Genomic DNA, 20,851 nt, shown 5'->3' on the forward strand with positions numbered 1-20,851 from the left:
CCAAGTTTATTTCCTATTTTTAGTCTTCTTATCCTGCTTGACATTACCGACAAGAAATTTAGAATGTTTATCCCAAATCATTCACAATGAAGAAATTCATCGTGCTCCTTTTCTTGTTGATATCCGTTCAACTCTATGGAAAAGGGCTACTTGGCGATACACTACGGGCGAAGGTTCAAAAGCACCTGTTCATTGGGTTGAAATATGCCCCGGGATTTGTCATGCAGACATCCAACTTCTTTAGGGGCTATAATGAGAACTCTGCCCCAATTGACCACAATTATTCGGGAACCATCATCCTGGGCTGGCAATCCTATGGCGACCGCGAATGGGAACAATATTACGGTTATCCGGCATACGGGATTGGATTTTATACAGCAACTTACCCAGGCGAAAGTGGTGAACTGGGTAAGCCCGTTGCTCTCTATGGATTTTTCAGGGGGCCGTTTAAACGATTCAATAAAGTGGCATTAAACTACACGGTTGGGTTGGGCCTTACTTACAACTGGAAACCGTACGACCCTGTTACCAATCCATTCAACACCGTGATTGGTTCAAAGGAAACCGTGTACATTGAGTTTGGTACCAACGTATCCGTTCCCCTTTCCAAACATTTTGAATTGGTTGCTGGCGGTCAGTTCAACCACTTCTCCAACGGTTCGCTGAAAAAGCCCAACAAAGGCATCAACCTGGTCGCTCCGTTTGTGCAGCTGAACTACCAGTTCAACGAACGACCGGAGTTCAGGTGGCAGCCTCCTGCCCCCATCTCGAAAATCTGGGAAACCAATATCTCCGTGGGCTATGGTATCAAGCAACTGCAACTCGATATATCGAAGATGCCGGGAGTTTCTCCATGGAATGACAAATTATTCAATGCCTGCAACCTGAGCCTGAATTTCCAAAGACCAGTTAGCCACATTGTAAAAGCGGGCTTTGGTACCGACGTAGTGTACGACGAAACTTTTAATACCACCCTGGCTTTCGACGAGCAGAATAATCCGTACAAAGTACATGGGAATTTCTGGGATGGAATCAGCCTGGGATTTTTCGGCTCAGCCGAATTCTATTTGAACCGATTTGCCGTCTGGACTCAACTGGGATATTACGTTATCCGGAAAAACGACAACGAGGACGGGCACAAACTCTACCAGGTAGTTGGCCTGAAGTTTTTCTTCCATAAAAATACATTTGCGGCTATAGGCCTGCGGGCTACTCAGTTTTCTAACGCCGATTACATAGCGTGGACGATTGGTCACCGAATAAAATGGACCCGAAAAAGTCGGTAGTTCATCCAAAGTTCGTTAAACTCTTCGAAGATTTTTCCGTTACCTTTAACATCACAAAATTGTAGCAAATTTTTACCATGCAACACGAAGGAAACCTGATTAAGATGAGAACGGAAGCGGAAAGTCCAGTCCGTTACTTTTTACCCCTTGGCGAAGAAGTTATTGCCATGAACGACTTGATTGGAAATCAACTGACCATCAGTTTTTCGGGGCAAATCAATTGTATCCATTGCGGGAAAAAGACCAAGCGTTCCTTCGGACAGGGTTTTTGCTACCAATGTTTCCAAACCGCTCCCGAGGCCGATCCCAGCGTGATGCGGCCGGAATTATCGCGTTCCCACCTGGGAATTGCACGCGATTTGGAATGGGCACAAAAGCACGACCTGATTGACCATTACGTTTACCTGGCCGTGACAGATGCGCTCAAAGTGGGTGTGACCCGTCATCACCAGGTGCCTACCCGCTGGATTGACCAGGGAGCCAGTTACGCTATCAAACTGGCACGTACCCCCAACCGGCACATCGCCGGCGTGATTGAATCGTATCTGAAAAATTACCTGAACGACAAAACCAACTGGCGCGCCATGTTGCGCAACGAAGTGGATGAATCGATCGATTTGGCTGACGAGAAGGAACGCGTTGCAACGCTACTCCCGGAAGAGCTCAGAAAATACCTCAGCGACGAGCATGAAATCATGTCGCTTACCTATCCGGTAGAAAAATTTCCTGATAAAATTAAAAGCATTTCGCTCGATAAAATACACCAGGTGGAAGGTGTGCTCAGTGGCATCAAAGGACAATACCTGATTTTCGATGACGACCGGGTTTTCAACGTACGTGCTCACAACGGCTACTTCGTGGAACTCAAAGCCTGATTACAGAAACCTGAACGAAATATAGACCGCCGCCGAGAGCATGACCATTAACGACATGAAATAGAAAAAGGAAACCCAGACAAACCGTTTGATGGTGACCCACCAACTCCGCTGATAGAATTTCCGAATGGCCAAAAAGAAATAAACTCCCGCACCGGCAAACAGCAACAACGTAATGTATCCATCTAATTTAGGGCCGGCCACCCAAATTCCGAGTAACGCAACAATCCCCGCCAGGTAGAGAAAGGCATGGAAATGCACCGTGAAGATTAAATGATTGATGTAGTACGGATGCGTTTTCCGGAAAAACAGACTCAGGAAAAGAGCAAACACCGGTATCAACAAAAACACCAGCCAGGAAGTCGTCTGCAACAACTTGGAGATAAAAACTTCGGGATATTTCAGCAACATCGAAACCTTCTGAAAGACTCTCTCCTCTGACGAGGTCCTAACGGTATCTTTCGCGACCTCCATCTGTTTCGAAACTTCCTTCAGGATATCGCCATGCGTCTTCATCTTCTCCGCGGCTTTATTCTGAAACGAATCGACCGGTAGTCCCCGGCTACTGAGCTGTTTTTCGATTTGGTCTGCATCTTTGAGATGTGTTCGAAGAACTCCCCGGTAATGAAAGCTCAGCAACAAAAAGAATACAAAACTGAAGAAGAACAACAACCGGAATGGCGGAACATAACGCACCCGCTTCCCGGCCAGAAATTCTTTCGTCAATTTTCCGGGTTGAAGAAAAAGTGGTTTGACGGTATGCCATAAACGGGTATCGAATGCGGCTACATTCCCCAGAAAATCGACGGCGACCATCCCAAAAGGTTTCTGAAAATCGCGCACCGACTGTCCGCATTCCGGGCAATAATGCCCCTGAAAAGTTGTTCCGCAATTCTTACAGGTCTCCTGATTTTCAGGCTCAACTGGCATGTTATTCAACATTAAATCCGATTTTGTCATGAGCGATAAACCGTTTGGTTGGTGTTATTGGTAAATATAATATTATGAATTATTCTTATAAAATTATCACCAATAATTCCCTCCGAATATGAATCTCGAATTCAAAAAGCCGTTACGATGATTAATTGAATTCAGGCGACTATCCATTTAAAATTAGCTATCTTCGCATCTGGTCTGAAATTAAGACCTATGACTCGGGAATTGGGAAGAAAATCATTTTATTTTCCTGTAATTTTACCTTAGTTTATACATCATTCCCAAGATGGGAATTGATATATTGAATAATATAATTACGCATCATATGGAAACTATCGACTGGAAAAATTTAGGATTCGGCTACCGGAAAGCCGATTACAATATCCGGTGCTGGTATCGCAATGGAAAATGGGGCGAACTGGAGGTATCCGATTCGGAACAGGTAACCATGCACATGGCAGCCACCGCACTGCATTACGGCCAGGAAGCATTTGAAGGACTGAAAGCTTTTCGTGGAAAAGACAACAAAGTACGCGTTTTCCGCATGGATGAAAATGCCAAGCGTCTGCGCAATTCCGCCAACGGAATCATGATGGCTCCGGTTCCGGAAGACCTTTTCATGGACGCTATCCGGAAAGCGGTTAAGATGAACGAAGAATACGTGCCTCCGTTCGAATCAGGAGCATCACTTTATATTCGTCCGTTACTGATTGGTACGGGACCGCAAATTGGCGTAAAACCTGCGGAAGAATACCTTTTCATGGTATTTGTGATGCCGGTAGGCCCTTACTTTAAAGAAGGCTTTAAACCGACTGATTTGGTTATCTATCGTGAATATGACCGGGCTGCACCTCACGGAACCGGTATTTATAAAGTGGGTGGAAACTACGCTGCCAGTCTGCAGGCCGGAACCCGCGCGCATAAAGAAGGATACTCCGCCGTACTTTATCTCGATGCCAAAGAGAAAAAATACCTCGACGAGTGCGGACCAGCCAACTTCTTCGGTATTAAAAACAATACTTACGTAACGCCGAAGTCGACTTCCATCCTTCCTTCCATTACCAACATGAGTCTTCGTCAGCTGGCTGCTGATATGGGAATGACCGTAGAAGAACGGAAAATTCCGGTAGAAGAACTGGCCGAGTTCGAGGAAGTGGGAGCTTGCGGTACGGCAGCTGTTATTTCGCCCATCAAACGGGTTTACGACGCCGATATCGATAAGGAATATACGTACGGAAAAGAACCGGGCACAGTCAGCCAGAAACTGTACGATAAACTTCGCGCCATTCAGTACGGAACCGAACCGGATCCTTACGGATGGACTGAAGTAATTGAATAAAAAATATAAGAGTCAGATTCCAACTGGCTTTTAACCGTTTTCCCTACCGGGAAAACGGTTTTTTTTGTACAAAAAATCCCCGACCAACAAAGGACGGGGATTCTTTCAGTTATTTTGAAAATATCTTTTTCAGGAAAGCTCCAGCATTTTTAAAATCGGGGCTTTTGCTTTTTCGATGGTGTCAGCATCCAGGTTGATTTCCGGACGCTCGTGCTTCAGCGCCAGGTACAGTTTCTGGACCGTATTCAGCTTCATGTAAGTACAATCGTTGCAACCACACGTCGAGTCGATGGAGGGAGCCGGAATGAATACTTTGTCGGGACATGCTTTTTGCATTTGGTGCAGAATTCCGCTTTCGGTGGCGACAATAAACTTTTTAGACTCGTGCTGCTGAACGTAATTGAGTAGTGCCGTTGTTGAACCTACGTATTTGGCCACCATCAACACCGGTTTTTCACATTCGGGATGGGCGATAAACTCTGCGTCCGGATTTTCATCCATCAACTCCAGAATCCGCTCCAGCGAATACTTTTCATGGACCATGCAGGCTCCGTCCCACAATACCATGTCACGTCCGGTTTGCGAGTTGAGGTAATTACCCAGGTTTTTGTCCGGGGCAAAAATCAGTTTCGCATCTTCCGGGAACGAATCGACAATCTTCTTCGCATTCGACGAAGTAACAATCACATCGGAGAGTGTTTTAATGTCGGCTGTACAGTTAATGTACGAAATCACTTTATGGTCGGGATGTTCGGCCTTGAATTTGGCGAAAGCCTCTTTCGGCGCCGATTCGGCCAGCGAACAACCGGCTTTCAGGTCCGGGATGATTACTTTCTTATCAGGATTCAGGATTTTGGCCGTTTCGGCCATGAAATGAACGCCCAGGAAAACAATAACATCAGCGTCAGTCTCCTGTGCTTTTCTGGCTAATGCCAATGAATCGCCCAAAAAATCGGAAATATCCTGTAACTCAGGAGTGATATAGAAATGTCCCAGAATGACCGCATTCTTTTCCCGCTTCAATCGCTGAATCTCTTCAACCAGGTTGACCTGCGGGGAAACAGGTTCGTCGATGAACCCTTTATCCTCCAGCATTTGCCGGATTGCTACTTCTTCCATTCCTCTCTCAATCTTTAAACGGTTATGTTCGGATGCCACGAGGCAAAATAACGGAGGCAAAGGTAAGAATTTATCTGCAAACGAAATGCGAATGTAACAGCGCCGCCGGACCATGCCGGAACGGCAGAAAAAAGATTACTAGCCAGCCGATTTAATCAGGCGTTTTTCTTCCCAGGCATCCAGTGCTGATACGGCAATTTCCCTTCCGGTTGCCCGGATTTCTGCCGAGCGCTCGAATTCCCAGGGCGTGGCCAGCTGAAACGGGATGTCAATCACAATGTCGGGTTGATGATTCCGTATCGTCAACGCCGCAATTTCGCGCTGCATTAACTCGATGGTTTTCCCCATGGTTTCCAGGTAATCGAACTTGATGCCGGGCATCTGGAAAGTGAAAAACTGGGCAAGCTTCTGGTGAAGCGTCTGCTTTTCCTCTTCCTTCTTTTTTATTTCATTACCCGATTTTCGAAGCATTTTCTTCGATTGCTCCTCATAACTCTTGTCGTCTCCCGAAAGGTTAACAACCACCAGGATGTCGTCTTTCTGCCGCTTCACGTACGGAATAGGAATCGGCGATATCACCGCTCCGTCGACCAGTCTTTTTTTTCCCACTTCTACCGGCGTAAAAACATCGGGTACCGATATGGAAGCACGAACGGCCGTAAACAGCGAACCTTTATCAAATACTTCAAGTTGATGACTAACCAAATCGGTCGCAACCGCTGTAAACGGAATATCTAAATCCTCAATATTCACATCATGGGTAAATTCTTCGTGGATGGTCTTGAATATCCGGTCGCCCTTCACAAATCCCCGACTGCTGATGGTCAAATCCATGTAATGCCAAAGGTCGCGCATGGTGAGCTTACACATTCGTTTGGCAAACGGTTCCAGCACTCCGGCAGCATAAAATCCGCCAACCATGGCTCCCATCGATGTGCCGGCAACCGAGCTGATTTCATAACCACGGGCTTCCAGCTCCTCGATAACTCCAATATGGGCTAAGCCCCGGGCGCCACCGCTGCCCAATACCAAAGCGACTTTTTGTTTCATTTGATACATTTATATACCACTAATACAATCAATTTTCCCACTGGTTCAAACAACTCATCTTCCTGCCAAGTAAATGTAATGATTACCAGCATTGAAAAAACAGAGACAAATAAAAAGGGCTGCCTGAAAAGACAACCCTTTTGTGTATTATGTTGGTATTTCGGTACTTCTTAGAAGTTCACACGAAGTGAGAAGTTGAAGTTACGTCCAAATCCCCAGAAACCAACCATGTTGTCGCGAGTGTGGTTTCCAACACCTGAACCGCGGTCCCATGCATCGGCAATGTACGACGTATTGAATACGTTGTAGCAGTTGGCATTGAAATAAGAATCCAGACCTCCAAGTTTGAATGCATATCCGATACGGGCATCCAATGTGTTGTAGTTCGGGATTTTCCATGACTGCTGACGGTCGTTCGGATCGGTACGTTTCTCAGGAGAGAATTTAGCGTAGAAATCAGCGTTGTACAACCAGTTCAGACCTAAGTCAATCTGTTTGGTCAGATTTGCTTTTGCAGCCAAACCAAACTGAGTCTGCGGTGCATCAGCAACTTTCAGATCCTTTGTATACAATGTAGCAGAACCTACTTTTGCGTGACTGTCGTCGAAAATGTCAACGTTCACGTCTTTTGTATAGTGCCAGTCGTTAACCGAACCGTTGGCAGCCAAACGCAACCAGTGAGTCGGGTTGTATTTCAACTCTGCCTCAACACCTTTGTGCAACTCGTTCAACCCTTTGAAATATACAGTCTGGTTGGCAGAAGTTCCGTCAGACATAGTATAGCGATAAGAACCATTGGTCCACCGGTCGTTCCACTGCGTGTAGTATGCGTTGATGCGTGCATCGAATTTTTTCGATTTGTATCCGTAACCTGCTTCAATCGATGAAATTTTCTCGGTAGTATAATCCGGATTCACATCGTTTGAGTAGTTGATAAATACATAGTCGAAGTAAGGTGCACGAGCATAGTAACCTGCATTCACGAAGAAGTTCGAACGCGGGCTAACGTTCCAGTTAACACCACCTTTTACGTTGTAACCCATCTGGTTTTCAGTCGGACTTTTTACGCCTTTGTAGTTCGGCGCTCCGTTGTAACCATTGGCGTTATAGGTGTTGCTGTCGTAAGTGAAATAGTCGATACGCTTGTACCAGGTATTCGAGAGTGTTGCAGCAACGAAAGCTGACCAAATGTCGTTTGAATATTCCAACTGACCGAAACCACCGAAGTAGTTCACCAGACCATCATCGTAGTAATCAATTTTGTCACCAACTTTGGCCATTGCGTTACCCGACTTGTATCCGGCGTAAGAATCGTCCCAGTAGTTAGCACCCAACAGGTCACGTACTTCACGGTAGTGGATACCTTTGTAGATACGACCATCGATACCGGCAACCAGGTTCAGGTTTTCACCCAGGTGTGCATTCAGAGAAGAAAGAATACCTTCCCAGTTGTGCTGGTTAACCGAGTTACGGAGAATCTGAACAGCACCTTCTCCCTGGCCTGCTGCGTTGATGTTGGCTGCACGTGAAATATTGAAATCTTCGTGGGCCATCGGGTTAGAAATGTCGTAACCATCGGTTCCGAAACCTAATTTAGGAACGTCGTACTTGTAGTAGAATCCGGGAACGGTTTCGCCCATGTACTGGAAAGAACCATAGTAACGTCCCAGCAAACCGGAACCACCACCACGACCAACAGAGGCATACAGAGAAGTCTGCAATTTAGCGTCTTCGCTGATATCCCAGTACCAGTTCAATGCGAACTGAGGTTTGTGGTAATAGTTTACTTTTTCGTTCATTTTCTTACCATCGAGGTAACCGTAACGCATGTTGAATTTGGTTCCCATCGCATCGTGAACCGTTTCTGTCATGGCAGAATACTCATCATTCGGACGCTGTCCGTGTTTCTGCGGAGCACCGATAGCGGTAAACTGAAGCAGGTTTTTGTCGTTCAACTGTTTCGAAATAGAAAGGAAGTATGACCATGCATCTACCCAGGTAGACTGAATGTATCCGGTTCCTTCGGTACGGCTACCAATGAAAGAAACAGCCCAGCCATTATCCATCAAACCGGTAGAAAGTCCCAGCATGTACTTCTTACGACCATAATCAGTCATTCCGTACTGTGCGAAACCACCTTTTTTCGCATCGGTTGTTTTGGTGATAATGTTCAGGGTACCTCCAACAGAGCTGATAGCCAATTTGGAAGCTCCCAAACCACGCTGAACCTGCATCATGCGGGTAGCATCAGACAGACCGGCCCAGTTTGACCAGTAAACCCATCCGTTTTCCATATCGTTCACCGGAATACCGTTGATCAATACAGCAACGTTTTTCTGGTCGAAACCACGAACGTTGATGCGGGAATCACCATAACCACCACCTAAATTACTGGTATATACACTCGGAGTCATTTTCATGATGGCAGGAAATTCCTGAGAACCGAGCTGCAACTGGATGGTTTTGGCGTTAATAGTAGTAGCAGCAACAGGAGTTTTACGCGAAACTGCCACGTTGGCCATTACGTTTACTTCAGAAAGACCAACAGCATCATTCTTCAACTGCACTTTCTTCATATCGACAGTCGCACCGTTTTTCACCGTAACGGATTGCTCTTTTTGCTCATAGCCGATATAAGAAAACTTAACGGTTTGCTCTCCGGCAGGGACCTGTAACTTAAAGCTTCCATTGAAATCTGTCGCAGTTCCAATGGTCGTGCCATTAACCGTAACGGCGGCACCAATCAGGCTCTCGCCTGTTTCTGCATCAACTACCTGTCCGGTAATTGTTCCCTGTCCAAAAGCGGTAAATGAGTAAAGTCCCATTATCATTCCGAGAAGGACAGCAAAGACTGACTTTTTCATAAAAATATTGATTAGTAAAATTCCAGTTAAACTATGTATTTGTTGCTAGTAATATAGATACCAATTCGATGTTCGAATACCTGTTCCTGAACGCGCTGTAAAATTATGGTCTTGCCCAGTGGCGAACTGAAAGCTGCCATTAACGATTTGTTAAGTGAACAATAATCAAAAATTACAAACATGTTACATCATCAAATTAACCTACATCCATTTATCACATAATCAGCTCATTGCAGAAAAGAACAAACAGAGTGCTCCCAAAATTTTTTCACCACTATTGTGAAAACTCATCATACTGCAGGGGTTTAAAAAGTGATTGTGGAATAAAGGTGTTTAATACGGGGTAAGGATGAAGTCTCCTTCCGGGATAGAAAAGTAAAAATCTCATATCAGGAAATCTGGAAATTTTCATTTGATACGTTGCCAGAAAAAATAAGATTCAGCAAATCCGATTACTTGGATTTATAACTTTTATCATCGGCGAATTTAATCTTGATAAACAAATCACCAAAACCATTTTGAGAATCTTAACGATCAATTCACTTTCAACAAGAGGCCTATCGCCAAGTCATTAATGCCATTATTGAGAATTGGATTAAATTAGCATACTGACAGACAGCCAAATACTTGATAACATAAACATTTTTTAACATTTACAACACCCTGAAATGACAGATCAATCTCATCTTTGTTATGTTCATTTTGCCAATAAGATATTGTGCAACATAATTGCCAAACTAATTGAGGAAAGTTCAATATATTAGGCCTTCCTATGAAACCAACTAAGACCAACAAACCTGCTACAACCGTAGTCAAACCGTCTATTCCGTATGGTTTAGCCTTTTGCGGACATTTCCCTTTTTCTTTATCCGAACATGCTTTTTTACCTACCCTACATACCTGTATTTCTTTTTTATTTATTCAAATATTTATTATTCAACAAGTTAATTTGTAATCTAACCTAGAAAGTATGAAAGCAAGATTTATTAGGGTTTTCCTTTTAGCTTTTCTATCGCTATTCTCCGTTACAGCCTTTGGACAAGGAACAGTGAAAGGAGTTTTAGTCGATTCATCAACAGGTGAAAACCTGGTAGGTGCTGCAGCCGTTGTAAAAGGCACCTCCATTGGTACAGCCTCTCTTTTTGATGGAAGTTTTTCTCTGCAGGTTCCTGCAGGCAAACAGACGCTGTTATTTTCCTACATCGGATACATTCCTTCCGAAAAAGAAATAACAGTAAAAGATGGTCAGGTACTCGACCTGGGCAACGTAAAACTGAAGTCGAATACGGTAGGTATCGACGAGGTTCTGGTTGTCAGCTCTTTCGCCCGCGACCGCCAGACTCCGGTTGCTCTTTCCACCATTCAGCCTCAATTGATTCAGGAAAAACTGGGTAACCAGGAATTTCCCGAAATTTTGAAATCTACACCGTCGGTTTATGCAACCAAGCAAGGTGGAGGTTATGGTGACTCACGTATCAATCTTCGTGGATTTGATTCCAATAACATTGGGGTGCTGATTAACGGCGTTCCGGTGAACGATATGGAAAATGGTCGGGTTTACTGGTCAAACTGGGCCGGTCTTTCCGATGTAACACAAACGATGCAGGTTCAGCGTGGTTTGGGTGCTTCCAAACTGGCTCTGTCTTCGGTTGGTGGTACCATCAACATCATTACCCGTAGTACCGATGCCGAAAAAGGTGGTTCGCTGTACGCCGGAATTGGAAACGATGGTATGCACAAATACATGTTTACGGCATCGACCGGTTTGTTGGAAAATGGGTGGGCTGTAACCATCTCCGGAGCACACAGCTATGGTGATGGCTATATCCGCGGAACCAATTACGACGGATATTCCTATTTCCTCAACGTTTCAAAACAAATCAACGACGCCAACCGTCTTTCATTTACCATCTTTGGAGCTCCTCAATGGCACAATCAACGCGGTAACCAGCACAAAATTATCACTTACCGCGGCGAAAATCCCGAAATTCCCTATCCGGTACAAGACGGATACAAATACAACAGCGATTTCGGATACCGCAATGGTAAAGTATATGGTGGTGCCTACGGATACAACGTATACCATAAACCACAGGCTTCGTTGAACTGGTACTACAAAATTAACGAAGAGACTTTCCTCTCAACCGCAGTTTATGCTTCTGTTACCAACGGAGGTGGACGTCGTGTGGACGGTACCGGCAGCCAGATGTTGAACTGGGACTATCGCAACGACCGCCCCTACGGTACAACCAAACTGACTCCGGAAGGTTACTACGATTACAACGCCGTAATGGATATCAACAAGGCATCGCTCAATGGTTCCGAAGCCATCATCGGTATGAGTGTGAACTCGCACCAATGGTACGGAATGTTGTCGACTTTGAATACCAAGGTGAATAACATCAACATCACTGCAGGTTTGGATGGTCGTTACTACATTGGGAAACACGCCAAACAGGTGGATGATTTACTGGGTGGTGCATTCTTTATTGACAACGTAAACATCAACCGGCCGGCAAACAGCCCGCTGAAAAAAGGTGATTACTACTCCTATCACAACGACGGTATTGTTCGTTGGATTGGTGTTTTCTCGCAAGCTGAATACGTTGTAGACAACTTCTCAGCATTCCTGTCGGCTTCTATCTCATCTCAGTCATACAACCGGAAAGACTACTTTCAGTATACTCCCGGTGACCAGATGTCAGGATGGGTGAACTTCATGCCCTGGAGTGTAAAAGGTGGTGCCAACTACAACATCAACAAGCATCACAATGTATATGTAAACGGAGGTTACTTCACGCGAACTCCTTATTACAACATCGTTTATCCTAACTACACAAACGACATCAATAAAGACGCGAAATACGAACGTGTTCTTTCTACAGAAGTAGGCTATGGATATACCAGCAGCAAACTGAACGTGAAACTGGGTGTGTATCGCACCAACTGGATGGACAAAGGTTTGCGTGTATCACTCGGACAAGTTAGCTCAAACATCAGTGGTTTGAACGCGCTTCACCAGGGAGTTGAATTGGAAGGTAACTACAAACCGATTCCGAAACTGAGCCTTCGCGGTATGGTTTCCGTTGGTGACTGGAAATGGCAAAACGACGTGTCGTTTGATGTATACGACGACAACAATGTATACCAGGGAACATACAATGCTTATTTGAGCGGTATCCACGTGGGTAACTCAGCTCAGACGACTGCAGCCTTTGGCGCAGAAATGGAAGTATTGCCCGATCTGAAAATTGGTCTCGACTGGAACTACTACGGACGTAACTACGCCGACTTCGACCCGTCGAACCGTACCGATGCAGCTGACCGCTCAGACGCATGGAAAATGCCCGATGCTGCCCTCTTCGATTTGAATATCAACTATGGTTTCAAAATCGGAAATTTCGATGCATCACTCTACGGAAATGTGAACAACTTGTTCGACAATGTTTACATCACCGATGCCACAGACGGAACCAATCACGATGCTGCATCAGCACTGGTATGGTACGGATTTGGCCGGACCTGGTCAACTGGTTTAAAAGTCAGGTTTTAATCTAAGAATAGAATGATTTAACCGTGAAAAATCTGATAAGAATGAATAAGTTATATAAATTTCTGATCATCATTGCTGTTGCTCTGGCAGGCTGTAATCCGATGGAAGATATCAATAACCAGTTGGATCAGCAGAAAGAAGCGCCTACGGCAGAATTTGAATACACCCTCTCGGATGCTGATTATTCAACAATCTCATCTGAAGCACTCGCAGTTGCAGCCAACAAAGAAGATTCAACAACGGCTTCATACATCAAATCGAGCCTTTCTCTTCCCGAAGGTTTTGCAGCAGACTATGTACCGGCTGTTTTGAAAAGCCTGCACCCGGCACTGGGTAAAAACTCGGTGGCCAAGGTAGCCTACAATTTCAACAACGGTCCGAAAGCTTACCTGGCAGAGTACACTGACGCAGGAACATATTATTTACAAAGTTCGGATTATGCAGCAGTGGGGGGAGAAGTAAAGGTAAACCAGTTCTTTTCTCCTTCTTACCCGCCAGAAGAATATCTTCCAGCTCTGTTGGCCGGAAAATATTCTGATGCAGCGGATGGCACATTGAAAATGGTCACCTATAAATATGCGCAATCCGACAATCCGGAAGGGTCGATGATGAATATCTTCAAAGAAGACTTCAGTGGATCGCTTGGCGATTTCCAAACATTTAGTGTCGCCGGTGACCAGAGTTGGTATGCCGCCTCATATAGCTCAGATGAGTATGCAAAAATGTCGGGATATTCAGGAGGGGCTCAAGTCAATGAAGACTGGCTGGTTTCACCTGCTATTGACTTGAGCGACTATGCTTCCCCAAATATGCAGATAACACAAGCCATCAATTATCTCAACGATCAGTGGGATCAGCTCAGTGTATTGGTTTCTACTGATTACAATGGTACCGACATCTCTACTGCAACTTGGAATAAAATCAATATATCCACTTTACCTACGGGAAGCAACTGGGATTTTGTTACTTCTGAACGTGTTAGTCTTTCTGACTACGCAGGACAAACCATCTATATTGCTCTGAAATATACCTCATCCGATACCAACGCAGCGACATGGGAAGTTGATCAGTTGGTTGTGTCCGGAATTCAGCCGAAAGTGAGCTTCATGAGTGACTTTTACCAACTGAATGGCGGAACCTGGGCCAAAGATCAACGCGCATATGTGGTGAATCCCGATGATTATGACGCAATGGGCGCACCGGGTAAATACAACAACTTCTCCAGCTCCGATAACCCGGATGACTACCTGCCTCAGCTCCTGTCGATAAAATATCCGTATGCTCAGGATGGTGATAAACTGGCTGTTGTTTATAAATACTACTCTGGTGGCACCTCGACCCGCGCTGATGAATACAGTTTCAGCATGAATGAATGGACCAAGTATGATCCGATTGAAGTTAAAACTGACCAGTTCATCAACGTTGGCTCCAAGTGGATCTTTGACCCGACCGTTAAATTCACCATGTCGTCAGCCGACTATCAACTCGTCGTTGATGCAGTAAAAGCCAATCCGGACACCAAGAATCTGGTTGACAGCTACGGAACAGGCGAGTTCTACTATGGTGCAAACTCTCATTATAATAACTTCGACCTCCGTATTGTCAAGCGTACTACCGGAGATTTTACTCAATCTGAATATGTTGATCTTTCGGAAGAAGATGCAAGTGCTTTGATTATGCAGCGCGTTGCTGAAGGCGTTGCAGTCATGTTGAAAGCGAAATTCCCGAATGCTGTCGCTCAGGTAAGTGGTGTGGATGTCATGTACATTGTCACTTTCAGCTCTTATGAAAATGACGGTAGTTATGGTAAATACACCGTAACTTTTCAGTGCACCAAGTCAGGACCCGACCCAAGTTTCGAACTGGTAGAAGGACCAACTCCTGTCGAATAAATCCGATTAAAATACACTTTATTAAGAGGGGGCATTTGCCCCCTTTTTTCATACCCATACCTCCACTATGGTTTAAGCGAATGTTATGGTTTGGTTTAATCTTTCAGACTCAAAATAGTACACGGATTTAATTCCTATATTTGCCGACTAAATTTTTGAAGATGCAGAACATTCGCAATATTGCCATTATTGCCCACGTCGACCACGGAAAAACGACACTGGTTGACAAGATGATACTTCATTCGAAGATCTTTCGTGATAACCAAAAACCGGGCGAACTGATCCTCGATAGCAACGATTTGGAACGGGAACGGGGAATTACCATCCTGTCAAAAAACGTTTCTGTTGTTTATAAGGATATTAAAATCAACATCATCGATACGCCTGGTCACTCCGATTTTGGAGGCGAAGTAGAGCGTGTACTGAACATGGCCGATGGTGTGTTGTTGCTGGTAGATGCCTTTGAGGGAACCATGCCGCAAACCCGCTTCGTATTGCAGAAAGCCATTCAGCTGGGGCTCAAACCCATCGTTGTCATTAACAAGGTCGACAAGCCCAACTGCCGTCCGGAAGAAGTTCAGGAAGAGGTTTTCGACCTGATGTTCTCGCTTGACGCGACAGAAAAACAGCTGGATTTCCCAACCGTATACGGTTCTGCCAAACAGGGCTGGATGAGTACCGATTGGAAAGAGAAAACCGACGATATTATTCCTTTGCTTGACGCGATTGTAGAGCATATCCCTGCTCCCATCGAAAACAAAGGAACTCCGCAGATGCTTATTACCTCGCTCGATTACTCCAAGTATGTCGGACGAATTGCCATTGGCCGGGTCAACCGGGGCGAGCTGAAAGAAGGCATGAATGTTTCGCTGGTGAAGCGTGATGGTAAAGTTATCCGGACGAAAATCAAAGAACTGCAAACCTTTACCGGCCTTGGTCGTGAAAAAGTGGAGACGGTTCAAAACGGCGATATTTGTGCCCTTGTCGGAATTGACGGTTTCGATATTGGCGATACGGTTTGTGATTTCGAAAATCCGGAACCACTCGACCCGATTGCAGTCGACGAGCCCACGATGAGTATGTTGTTCACTATCAACAACTCTCCTTTCTTTGGTAAAGAAGGAAAATTTGTCACCAGCCGCCACATCCACGACCGGTTGATGCAGGAGCTGGAAAAGAATTTGGCACTGCGTGTCGAAACCACCGAATCGGCTGATGCATGGAACGTACACGGACGAGGCGTATTGCACCTGTCGGTTTTGATTGAAACCATGCGCCGCGAAGGATACGAGCTCCAGGTTGGGCAGCCTCAGGTTCTCTTCCGTGAAATCGGCGGAGAGAAACACGAACCTGTCGAATTGCTGCACATCGACCTTCCGGAAGAGATGAGCGGAACTGCTGTGGATATGGTTACCCGCCGTAAAGGAGAAATGATGAACATGGAACGCAAAGGCGATCGTATTCACCTCGAATTCGAGATTCCTTCCCGTGGTATCATCGGTCTGCGTACCGGCATGCTAACAGCCACCCAGGGAGAAGCAGTGATGTCGCACCGTTTCCATAAATATGACCTGTTTAAAGGCCCTATCGAAACACGACTGAACGGTTCATTAATTGCCATGGAAACCGGAACCGCTTTCGCTTACGCGTTGAATAAACTGCAGGATCGCGGACGTTTCTTTATCGACCCACAGGAAGAGATTTATGCCGGACAGGTTGTTGGTGAGAACAGCCGCGAAGGCGATTTGGTCCTCAACGTAACCAAATCGAAAAAGCTGACCAACATGCGCGCATCGGGTTCCGACGACAAAGTACGTCTGGCACCGCCCATCCGATTTAGTCTGGAAGAAGCCCTCGAATACATTCAGAAAGATGAGTATGTAGAGGTAACGCCAAAATCCATTCGTCTTCGTAAAATCCTCTTGGATGAAAACGAACGGAAACGCGCCTCGAAGAAATAAATTCACCCAATATATATTACAGAAACCACTCCAAACCGGGGTGGTTTTTTTATGCCTTTACTTTTTGTCGACGACTTTATTTCGCAATATTTCAGAATTTCATGAATTGCTTTGTCGACTTTTTTACCACCTGAAAGAAATAATTGCTTCCCCATATTTTATACACTGTCTAGCCTCAGCTGTGTAAAATATTTACGATTTGAAAGTTTGCCTTTACATTCTGAAAATCCTCAAAAGAATAAATGGCGTTTATTAGCATCATTTAAGAAAAGAATAATTGTAACAGTAAGCCCAATTAGATAACCAATCTTGAAACCCCAAAAGGCTGCCTCCGGACTATTTTTCGGCAGGCAGCCTTTCATTTTTCCTTCCGGAAGAAGACATAATTTTCAAAATGAGCTGAATTTTTCGGTTTATCTCAAAAAAAATCTGGCAAAAATCTCATTCTCACAAACTGCCAGTCTCTCTTTTAAATTAAAGGGTTTCAGACTGCTATTAACTTTGTCTCACCTCAAAAAATAAATCTTTTTCGGAAAAATATACTACTTTGTATTGCATAGTACCATTCTTTGTTCATATATTTGCATTACATACTTCAATGCCTTAAAAGGTATTTTTGAAAATGTAAATTAAAAAACGATGAAACGAATAGGAAATCACATCACGGTAACCCTGGCACTGGCAGCAATGCTGTTTTTAAATTCCTGCACACCAGCTGCCGGCTTTCACCCCGCTTCCCTGCTGGTTGGAGAAGGTTCAAAGAGCACGGTGATTTCAACTGTTCTTTTGAGACTTCCCGGAAAATTGGTCGATGCAACTGTCACCGAAATGGAAGCTCATTTCATGAAGAATAAACAGAAACATAAAAAAGAAGTCAAGCAGAACGCTTCCGAAAAAGTGTTAAGCCTTCCGATACATACCCGGATTGCTAACCCCATTCCGTTAAAGAAAGACAACAAAACACTCAAAGACACAAAAGCATCAAATAACAATAGCCATACAAGTACTAGTGGAACTACCAAGCTGAAAAACAGCAACGAACCGAACCCGGACACCAAACCCCAGGACGCCCCGGTTAGTTGCCAGCTGATGTAGATAAAGAAAGGGACCGCAATGAAACTGGAAAATACAAAAGCACAAATGCGCAAAGGAGTATTGGAGTACTGCATTCTCCTGATACTCTCCAAGCGCCCATCCTATGCTTCCGACATCATCGGGGAGATGAAGTCGGCACGCATGATTGTGGTGGAAGGCACCCTTTATCCGCTGCTCACGCGGCTGAAAAATGCCGGTCTGCTCGGATATCGCTGGGAGGAATCGTCACAGGGACCTCCCCGGAAATACTACGAATTAACCGAAAACGGCAGCCAATTCCTCTCCGAACTGGAAGGCTCGTGGCAGGAACTGGTCGGAGCTGTCGCTGAAATCAAAAACAGTTAACTGGAATCGCCCGAAACACAAAAACATTGGACATGAAAAGAACACTAACCATCAATATCAGCGGAACCGTTTTTCACATCGATGAAGATGCTTACGATAAGTTACAGGCTTATCTTCTCGACATCAACCGGTACTTCGGTTCCGATCCGGAAGGAAGAGAAATCATTATGGACATTGAAGCCCGTATAGCTGAACTCTTCCAGGAAAAGACAAAATCCGACGGCAATGTGGTCACCATTCAACATGTAGAAGAGGTAATCGAAGTGATGGGCCGGCCATCAGATTTTGCCGCTGAAGAGGAGGAGGAAGAACCAACAGAACACAAGAAGCGGACGTTCCGGACAGGAAAAAGGCTTTACCGCGATCCCGAACACCAGGTAATAGGCGGTGTTTGCGGCGGATTGGGTGCCTATTTCAATCTTGACCCGGTGATTTTCCGTCTGGCGTTCGTTTTACTCTTCCTGATTTCTCATGGAATTATCGTGTTGCTTTACCTGATTTTCTGGATCGTTGTCCCAAAGGCCATCACCACTTCGCAACGCCTTGAGATGCGGGGTGAGGATGTCAACATCGACAACATCAAAAAGACCATCAAGGATGAATTTCAAGACGTAAAAAAAAATTATCAAAAGTTCCGAAATTCCCCTTCGTACGAGCGCGGGCGGGACAAAATAAATGAAGCAGGTAGTGTGTTGGGTTCCGTTCTGCGCGTGATACTCAAAGTCATCGTCATTATTATTGGCGTTGCCCTGATTATCGGCGGCTTACTCACCATTATTGGATTAGTCGGTTCGTTATTCATCTCGAATACTTTCCTGGGAATTGTTCCGTGGGGTAGTCATGTGGTTCCGAATTTCTTTCACTTCTATGTGGGAACCGACACGTTGAACTGGCTGATGATCTCCGTTGCCGCCCTGGTTGGAATTCCACTGCTGGCACTGATTTACCTCGGCACCAAACTGGTTTTCCGTTACAAATCGAATAATGCAGCAGTTGGCCTCTCCGCCTTCGCGCTCTGGATTATTGCTTTAATGATTTTACTGGGGACCGGCATTAGCAAAGTCAACTACTTCAAACGTCAGGGAACTTATACACAACGTCGCGAAATAACAACAAAAGCCGATACACTGTACCTGAAACTGGCTCCGGATGAGTACCGCGATTACATCGACAATGATATTCAATTTGACGATATGCGCATTGCCTCGCTCAACGGACGTACTGTACTGGTAGGCCACCCGACCTTTGATATTGAGTCGACTTCCGGTACAGAACCGGAACTGATTATCCGTTCGAAGGCCCGCGGAAAGACCATCGACATGGCACAGGACAATGCGGAAGATGCTAATTACAAGATTGTCATCAAAGATTCGCTGGTCAACTTCTCACCCTGGTTCGAAATTGCAGAAGGAAAACAGTGGCGCGATCAGGAAGTACATATCATTCTTCGTCTTCCGGTAGGAAAGACCGTTTATCTCGGCGACAGAATGGTTAAAATAATCAATGACATCGAAAATACTACCAATACCTGGGATGGCGACATGGTTGGAAAGTTCTGGACCATGACACCTCAGGGGCTTTCAATGGCAAAATAAACGGTTTGCCGGACACCATAATTCATCCATAAAAACGAAACCGAGATGAGTTTAATTTATAAAATTGAAATCATGATTGCACTGTTGCTGACCTCACTGGTCTCCAACGGGCAAAGTAAATCGTACCGGATTTACAACGAATTTGACCAACAGGACGGATTCTCCTGGTTCTCTGTATCGAAGAGTATGCTCGATGTTGTTGACCTGACACTGGACGACGAAAACAAAAAAGTAACCGGTGATTTGAAAGAGATCCGGATCATGGTTTTCAATCCGAAAAAAGCGGAACTGCATAAAGATTTCTACCGGATGATGAACCACAAGCTATCGCGAATGCACTACAAAAAGGCAGAACCCGAAGACAGCGATCCGTCCGATAATGTTTCTTTCTGGATTAAAGGCAATAAGCGTAAAGTGCGCGAATGCCACATTGTGATTGGAAATGATAATCCGAATGGATTGAACTGCCTCATCTCTTTTTATGGTGACATGGATGTCCGCAACCTCGATGAGTTGAAATCAATCGGCGAAAGCCAGATAGATCTTTAACCAACAAAATTTTAGTTAGCTATGCAGAAAAGATTAACCCGCTCATATCATAAAAGCTTACTTGGCGTATGCGGCGGCATCTCCGAATATTTGAATCCACAAATGGACCCGGTATTCGTGCGAATAGCGTGGGTCGTATTATCATTTATAAATCCGCTGATGGTAGTGCTCTATTTCGTGCTGGCCATCATTATGCCCGAACCTGACTATCGTTATCATAGCGGGTACTAGTCAGGCTTTCGGGCAACCCTTTGAAGAGGCAGTTTTTCGAATGCACTGCCTCTTTTTTTGTTTTCTAACTTCCGCATCTGAGCGCTCCATCGCATATTTATATCCTCAAACCGGATAACCGCTGGTTCCATTTTCAATTTTAACACTTTATCCGTTGTAAT

At 45.0% G+C, this 20,851-nt stretch carries 15 protein-coding genes; 11 read left to right on the forward strand and 4 right to left on the reverse strand.

The genetic code is table 11. The features are described from left to right. Nucleotides 1-86 precede the first annotated feature (86 nt). Both AC060N_RS20190 and AC060N_RS20195 read left to right on the forward strand, forming a co-directional pair. Nucleotides 87-1,286, forward strand: a complete 1,200-nt coding sequence (locus AC060N_RS20190; protein WP_479525289.1) for an acyloxyacyl hydrolase — start codon at nt 87-89, stop codon at nt 1,284-1,286. A gap of 77 nt (nt 1,287-1,363) precedes the next feature. Continuing rightward, nucleotides 1,364-2,161 (forward strand): DUF2797 domain-containing protein, encoded by a 798-nt coding sequence (locus tag AC060N_RS20195; protein WP_479525290.1) that lies wholly within the window; start codon nt 1,364-1,366, stop codon nt 2,159-2,161. Here the strand turns inward: AC060N_RS20195 and AC060N_RS20200 are convergent, their stop codons facing one another. Next, a complete protein-coding gene (locus AC060N_RS20200) occupies nt 2,162-3,121 on the reverse strand; it encodes a DUF3667 domain-containing protein (protein ID WP_479525291.1) in 960 nt (319 codons plus the stop codon). 301 nt (nt 3,122-3,422) lie between these two features. On the opposite strand from AC060N_RS20200, the gene AC060N_RS20205 reads away from it, so the two are divergent. Then, the gene (locus tag AC060N_RS20205; protein WP_106540881.1) at nt 3,423-4,436 is read left to right on the forward strand and encodes a branched-chain amino acid aminotransferase; all 1,014 of its coding nucleotides are present in this window, start codon (nt 3,423-3,425) and stop codon (nt 4,434-4,436) included. A gap of 129 nt (nt 4,437-4,565) precedes the next feature. Here the strand turns inward: AC060N_RS20205 and nadA are convergent, their stop codons facing one another. The 3 genes from nadA to AC060N_RS20220 all read right to left on the reverse strand — a co-directional run bounded on the left by nadA (nt 4,566) and on the right by AC060N_RS20220 (nt 9,469). Then, nucleotides 4,566-5,555: a quinolinate synthase NadA gene (nadA, locus tag AC060N_RS20210; RefSeq protein WP_479525292.1), complete on the reverse strand. Its 990-nt coding sequence runs from the start codon at nt 5,553-5,555 to the stop codon at nt 4,566-4,568. Nucleotides 5,556-5,693: 138 nt separating this feature from the next. Next, the gene (locus tag AC060N_RS20215; protein WP_479525293.1) at nt 5,694-6,605 is read right to left on the reverse strand and encodes a patatin-like phospholipase family protein; all 912 of its coding nucleotides are present in this window, start codon (nt 6,603-6,605) and stop codon (nt 5,694-5,696) included. Between the two features lie 170 nt (nt 6,606-6,775). Then, entirely contained in the window at nt 6,776-9,469 is a 2,694-nt protein-coding gene (locus AC060N_RS20220) for a TonB-dependent receptor (RefSeq protein ID WP_479525294.1), read from the reverse strand. Between the two features lie 970 nt (nt 9,470-10,439). Here AC060N_RS20220 and AC060N_RS20225 point away from each other — a divergent pair. From AC060N_RS20225 to AC060N_RS20260, 8 genes are all read left to right on the forward strand, one after another. Continuing rightward, nucleotides 10,440-13,022, forward strand: coding sequence for a TonB-dependent receptor (locus AC060N_RS20225; RefSeq protein ID WP_479525295.1), 2,583 nt, complete (start codon nt 10,440-10,442; stop codon nt 13,020-13,022). A gap of 41 nt (nt 13,023-13,063) precedes the next feature. Beyond that, on the forward strand, nt 13,064-14,914 hold the full coding sequence (locus AC060N_RS20230) for a choice-of-anchor J domain-containing protein (protein WP_479525296.1): 1,851 nt from the start codon (nt 13,064-13,066) through the stop codon (nt 14,912-14,914). Nucleotides 14,915-15,075: 161 nt separating this feature from the next. Then, entirely contained in the window at nt 15,076-16,875 is a 1,800-nt protein-coding gene (typA, locus tag AC060N_RS20235) for a translational GTPase TypA (protein ID WP_153640717.1), read from the forward strand. Between the two features lie 639 nt (nt 16,876-17,514). Then, a complete protein-coding gene (locus AC060N_RS20240; RefSeq protein WP_479525297.1) occupies nt 17,515-17,970 on the forward strand; it encodes a hypothetical protein in 456 nt (151 codons plus the stop codon). Between the two features lie 18 nt (nt 17,971-17,988). Continuing rightward, complete coding sequence (locus AC060N_RS20245) at nt 17,989-18,315, forward strand: PadR family transcriptional regulator (protein WP_025862542.1); 327 nt, start codon at nt 17,989-17,991, stop codon at nt 18,313-18,315. 32 nt (nt 18,316-18,347) lie between these two features. Beyond that, on the forward strand, nt 18,348-19,910 hold the full coding sequence (locus AC060N_RS20250) for a PspC domain-containing protein (protein ID WP_479525298.1): 1,563 nt from the start codon (nt 18,348-18,350) through the stop codon (nt 19,908-19,910). A 45-nt stretch (nt 19,911-19,955) separates the two neighbouring features. Beyond that, nucleotides 19,956-20,459, forward strand: coding sequence for a DUF4252 domain-containing protein (locus tag AC060N_RS20255; protein WP_479525299.1), 504 nt, complete (start codon nt 19,956-19,958; stop codon nt 20,457-20,459). A gap of 21 nt (nt 20,460-20,480) precedes the next feature. Next, nucleotides 20,481-20,690 carry a PspC domain-containing protein gene (locus AC060N_RS20260; RefSeq protein ID WP_025862545.1) on the forward strand — a complete coding sequence of 70 codons (210 nt, stop codon included), beginning with the start codon at nt 20,481-20,483 and terminating at the stop codon, nt 20,688-20,690. The last annotated feature ends 161 nt before the right edge of the window (nt 20,691-20,851 follow it).

The sequence above is a fragment of the Prolixibacter sp. DSM 2831 genome, from assembly GCF_056493735.1.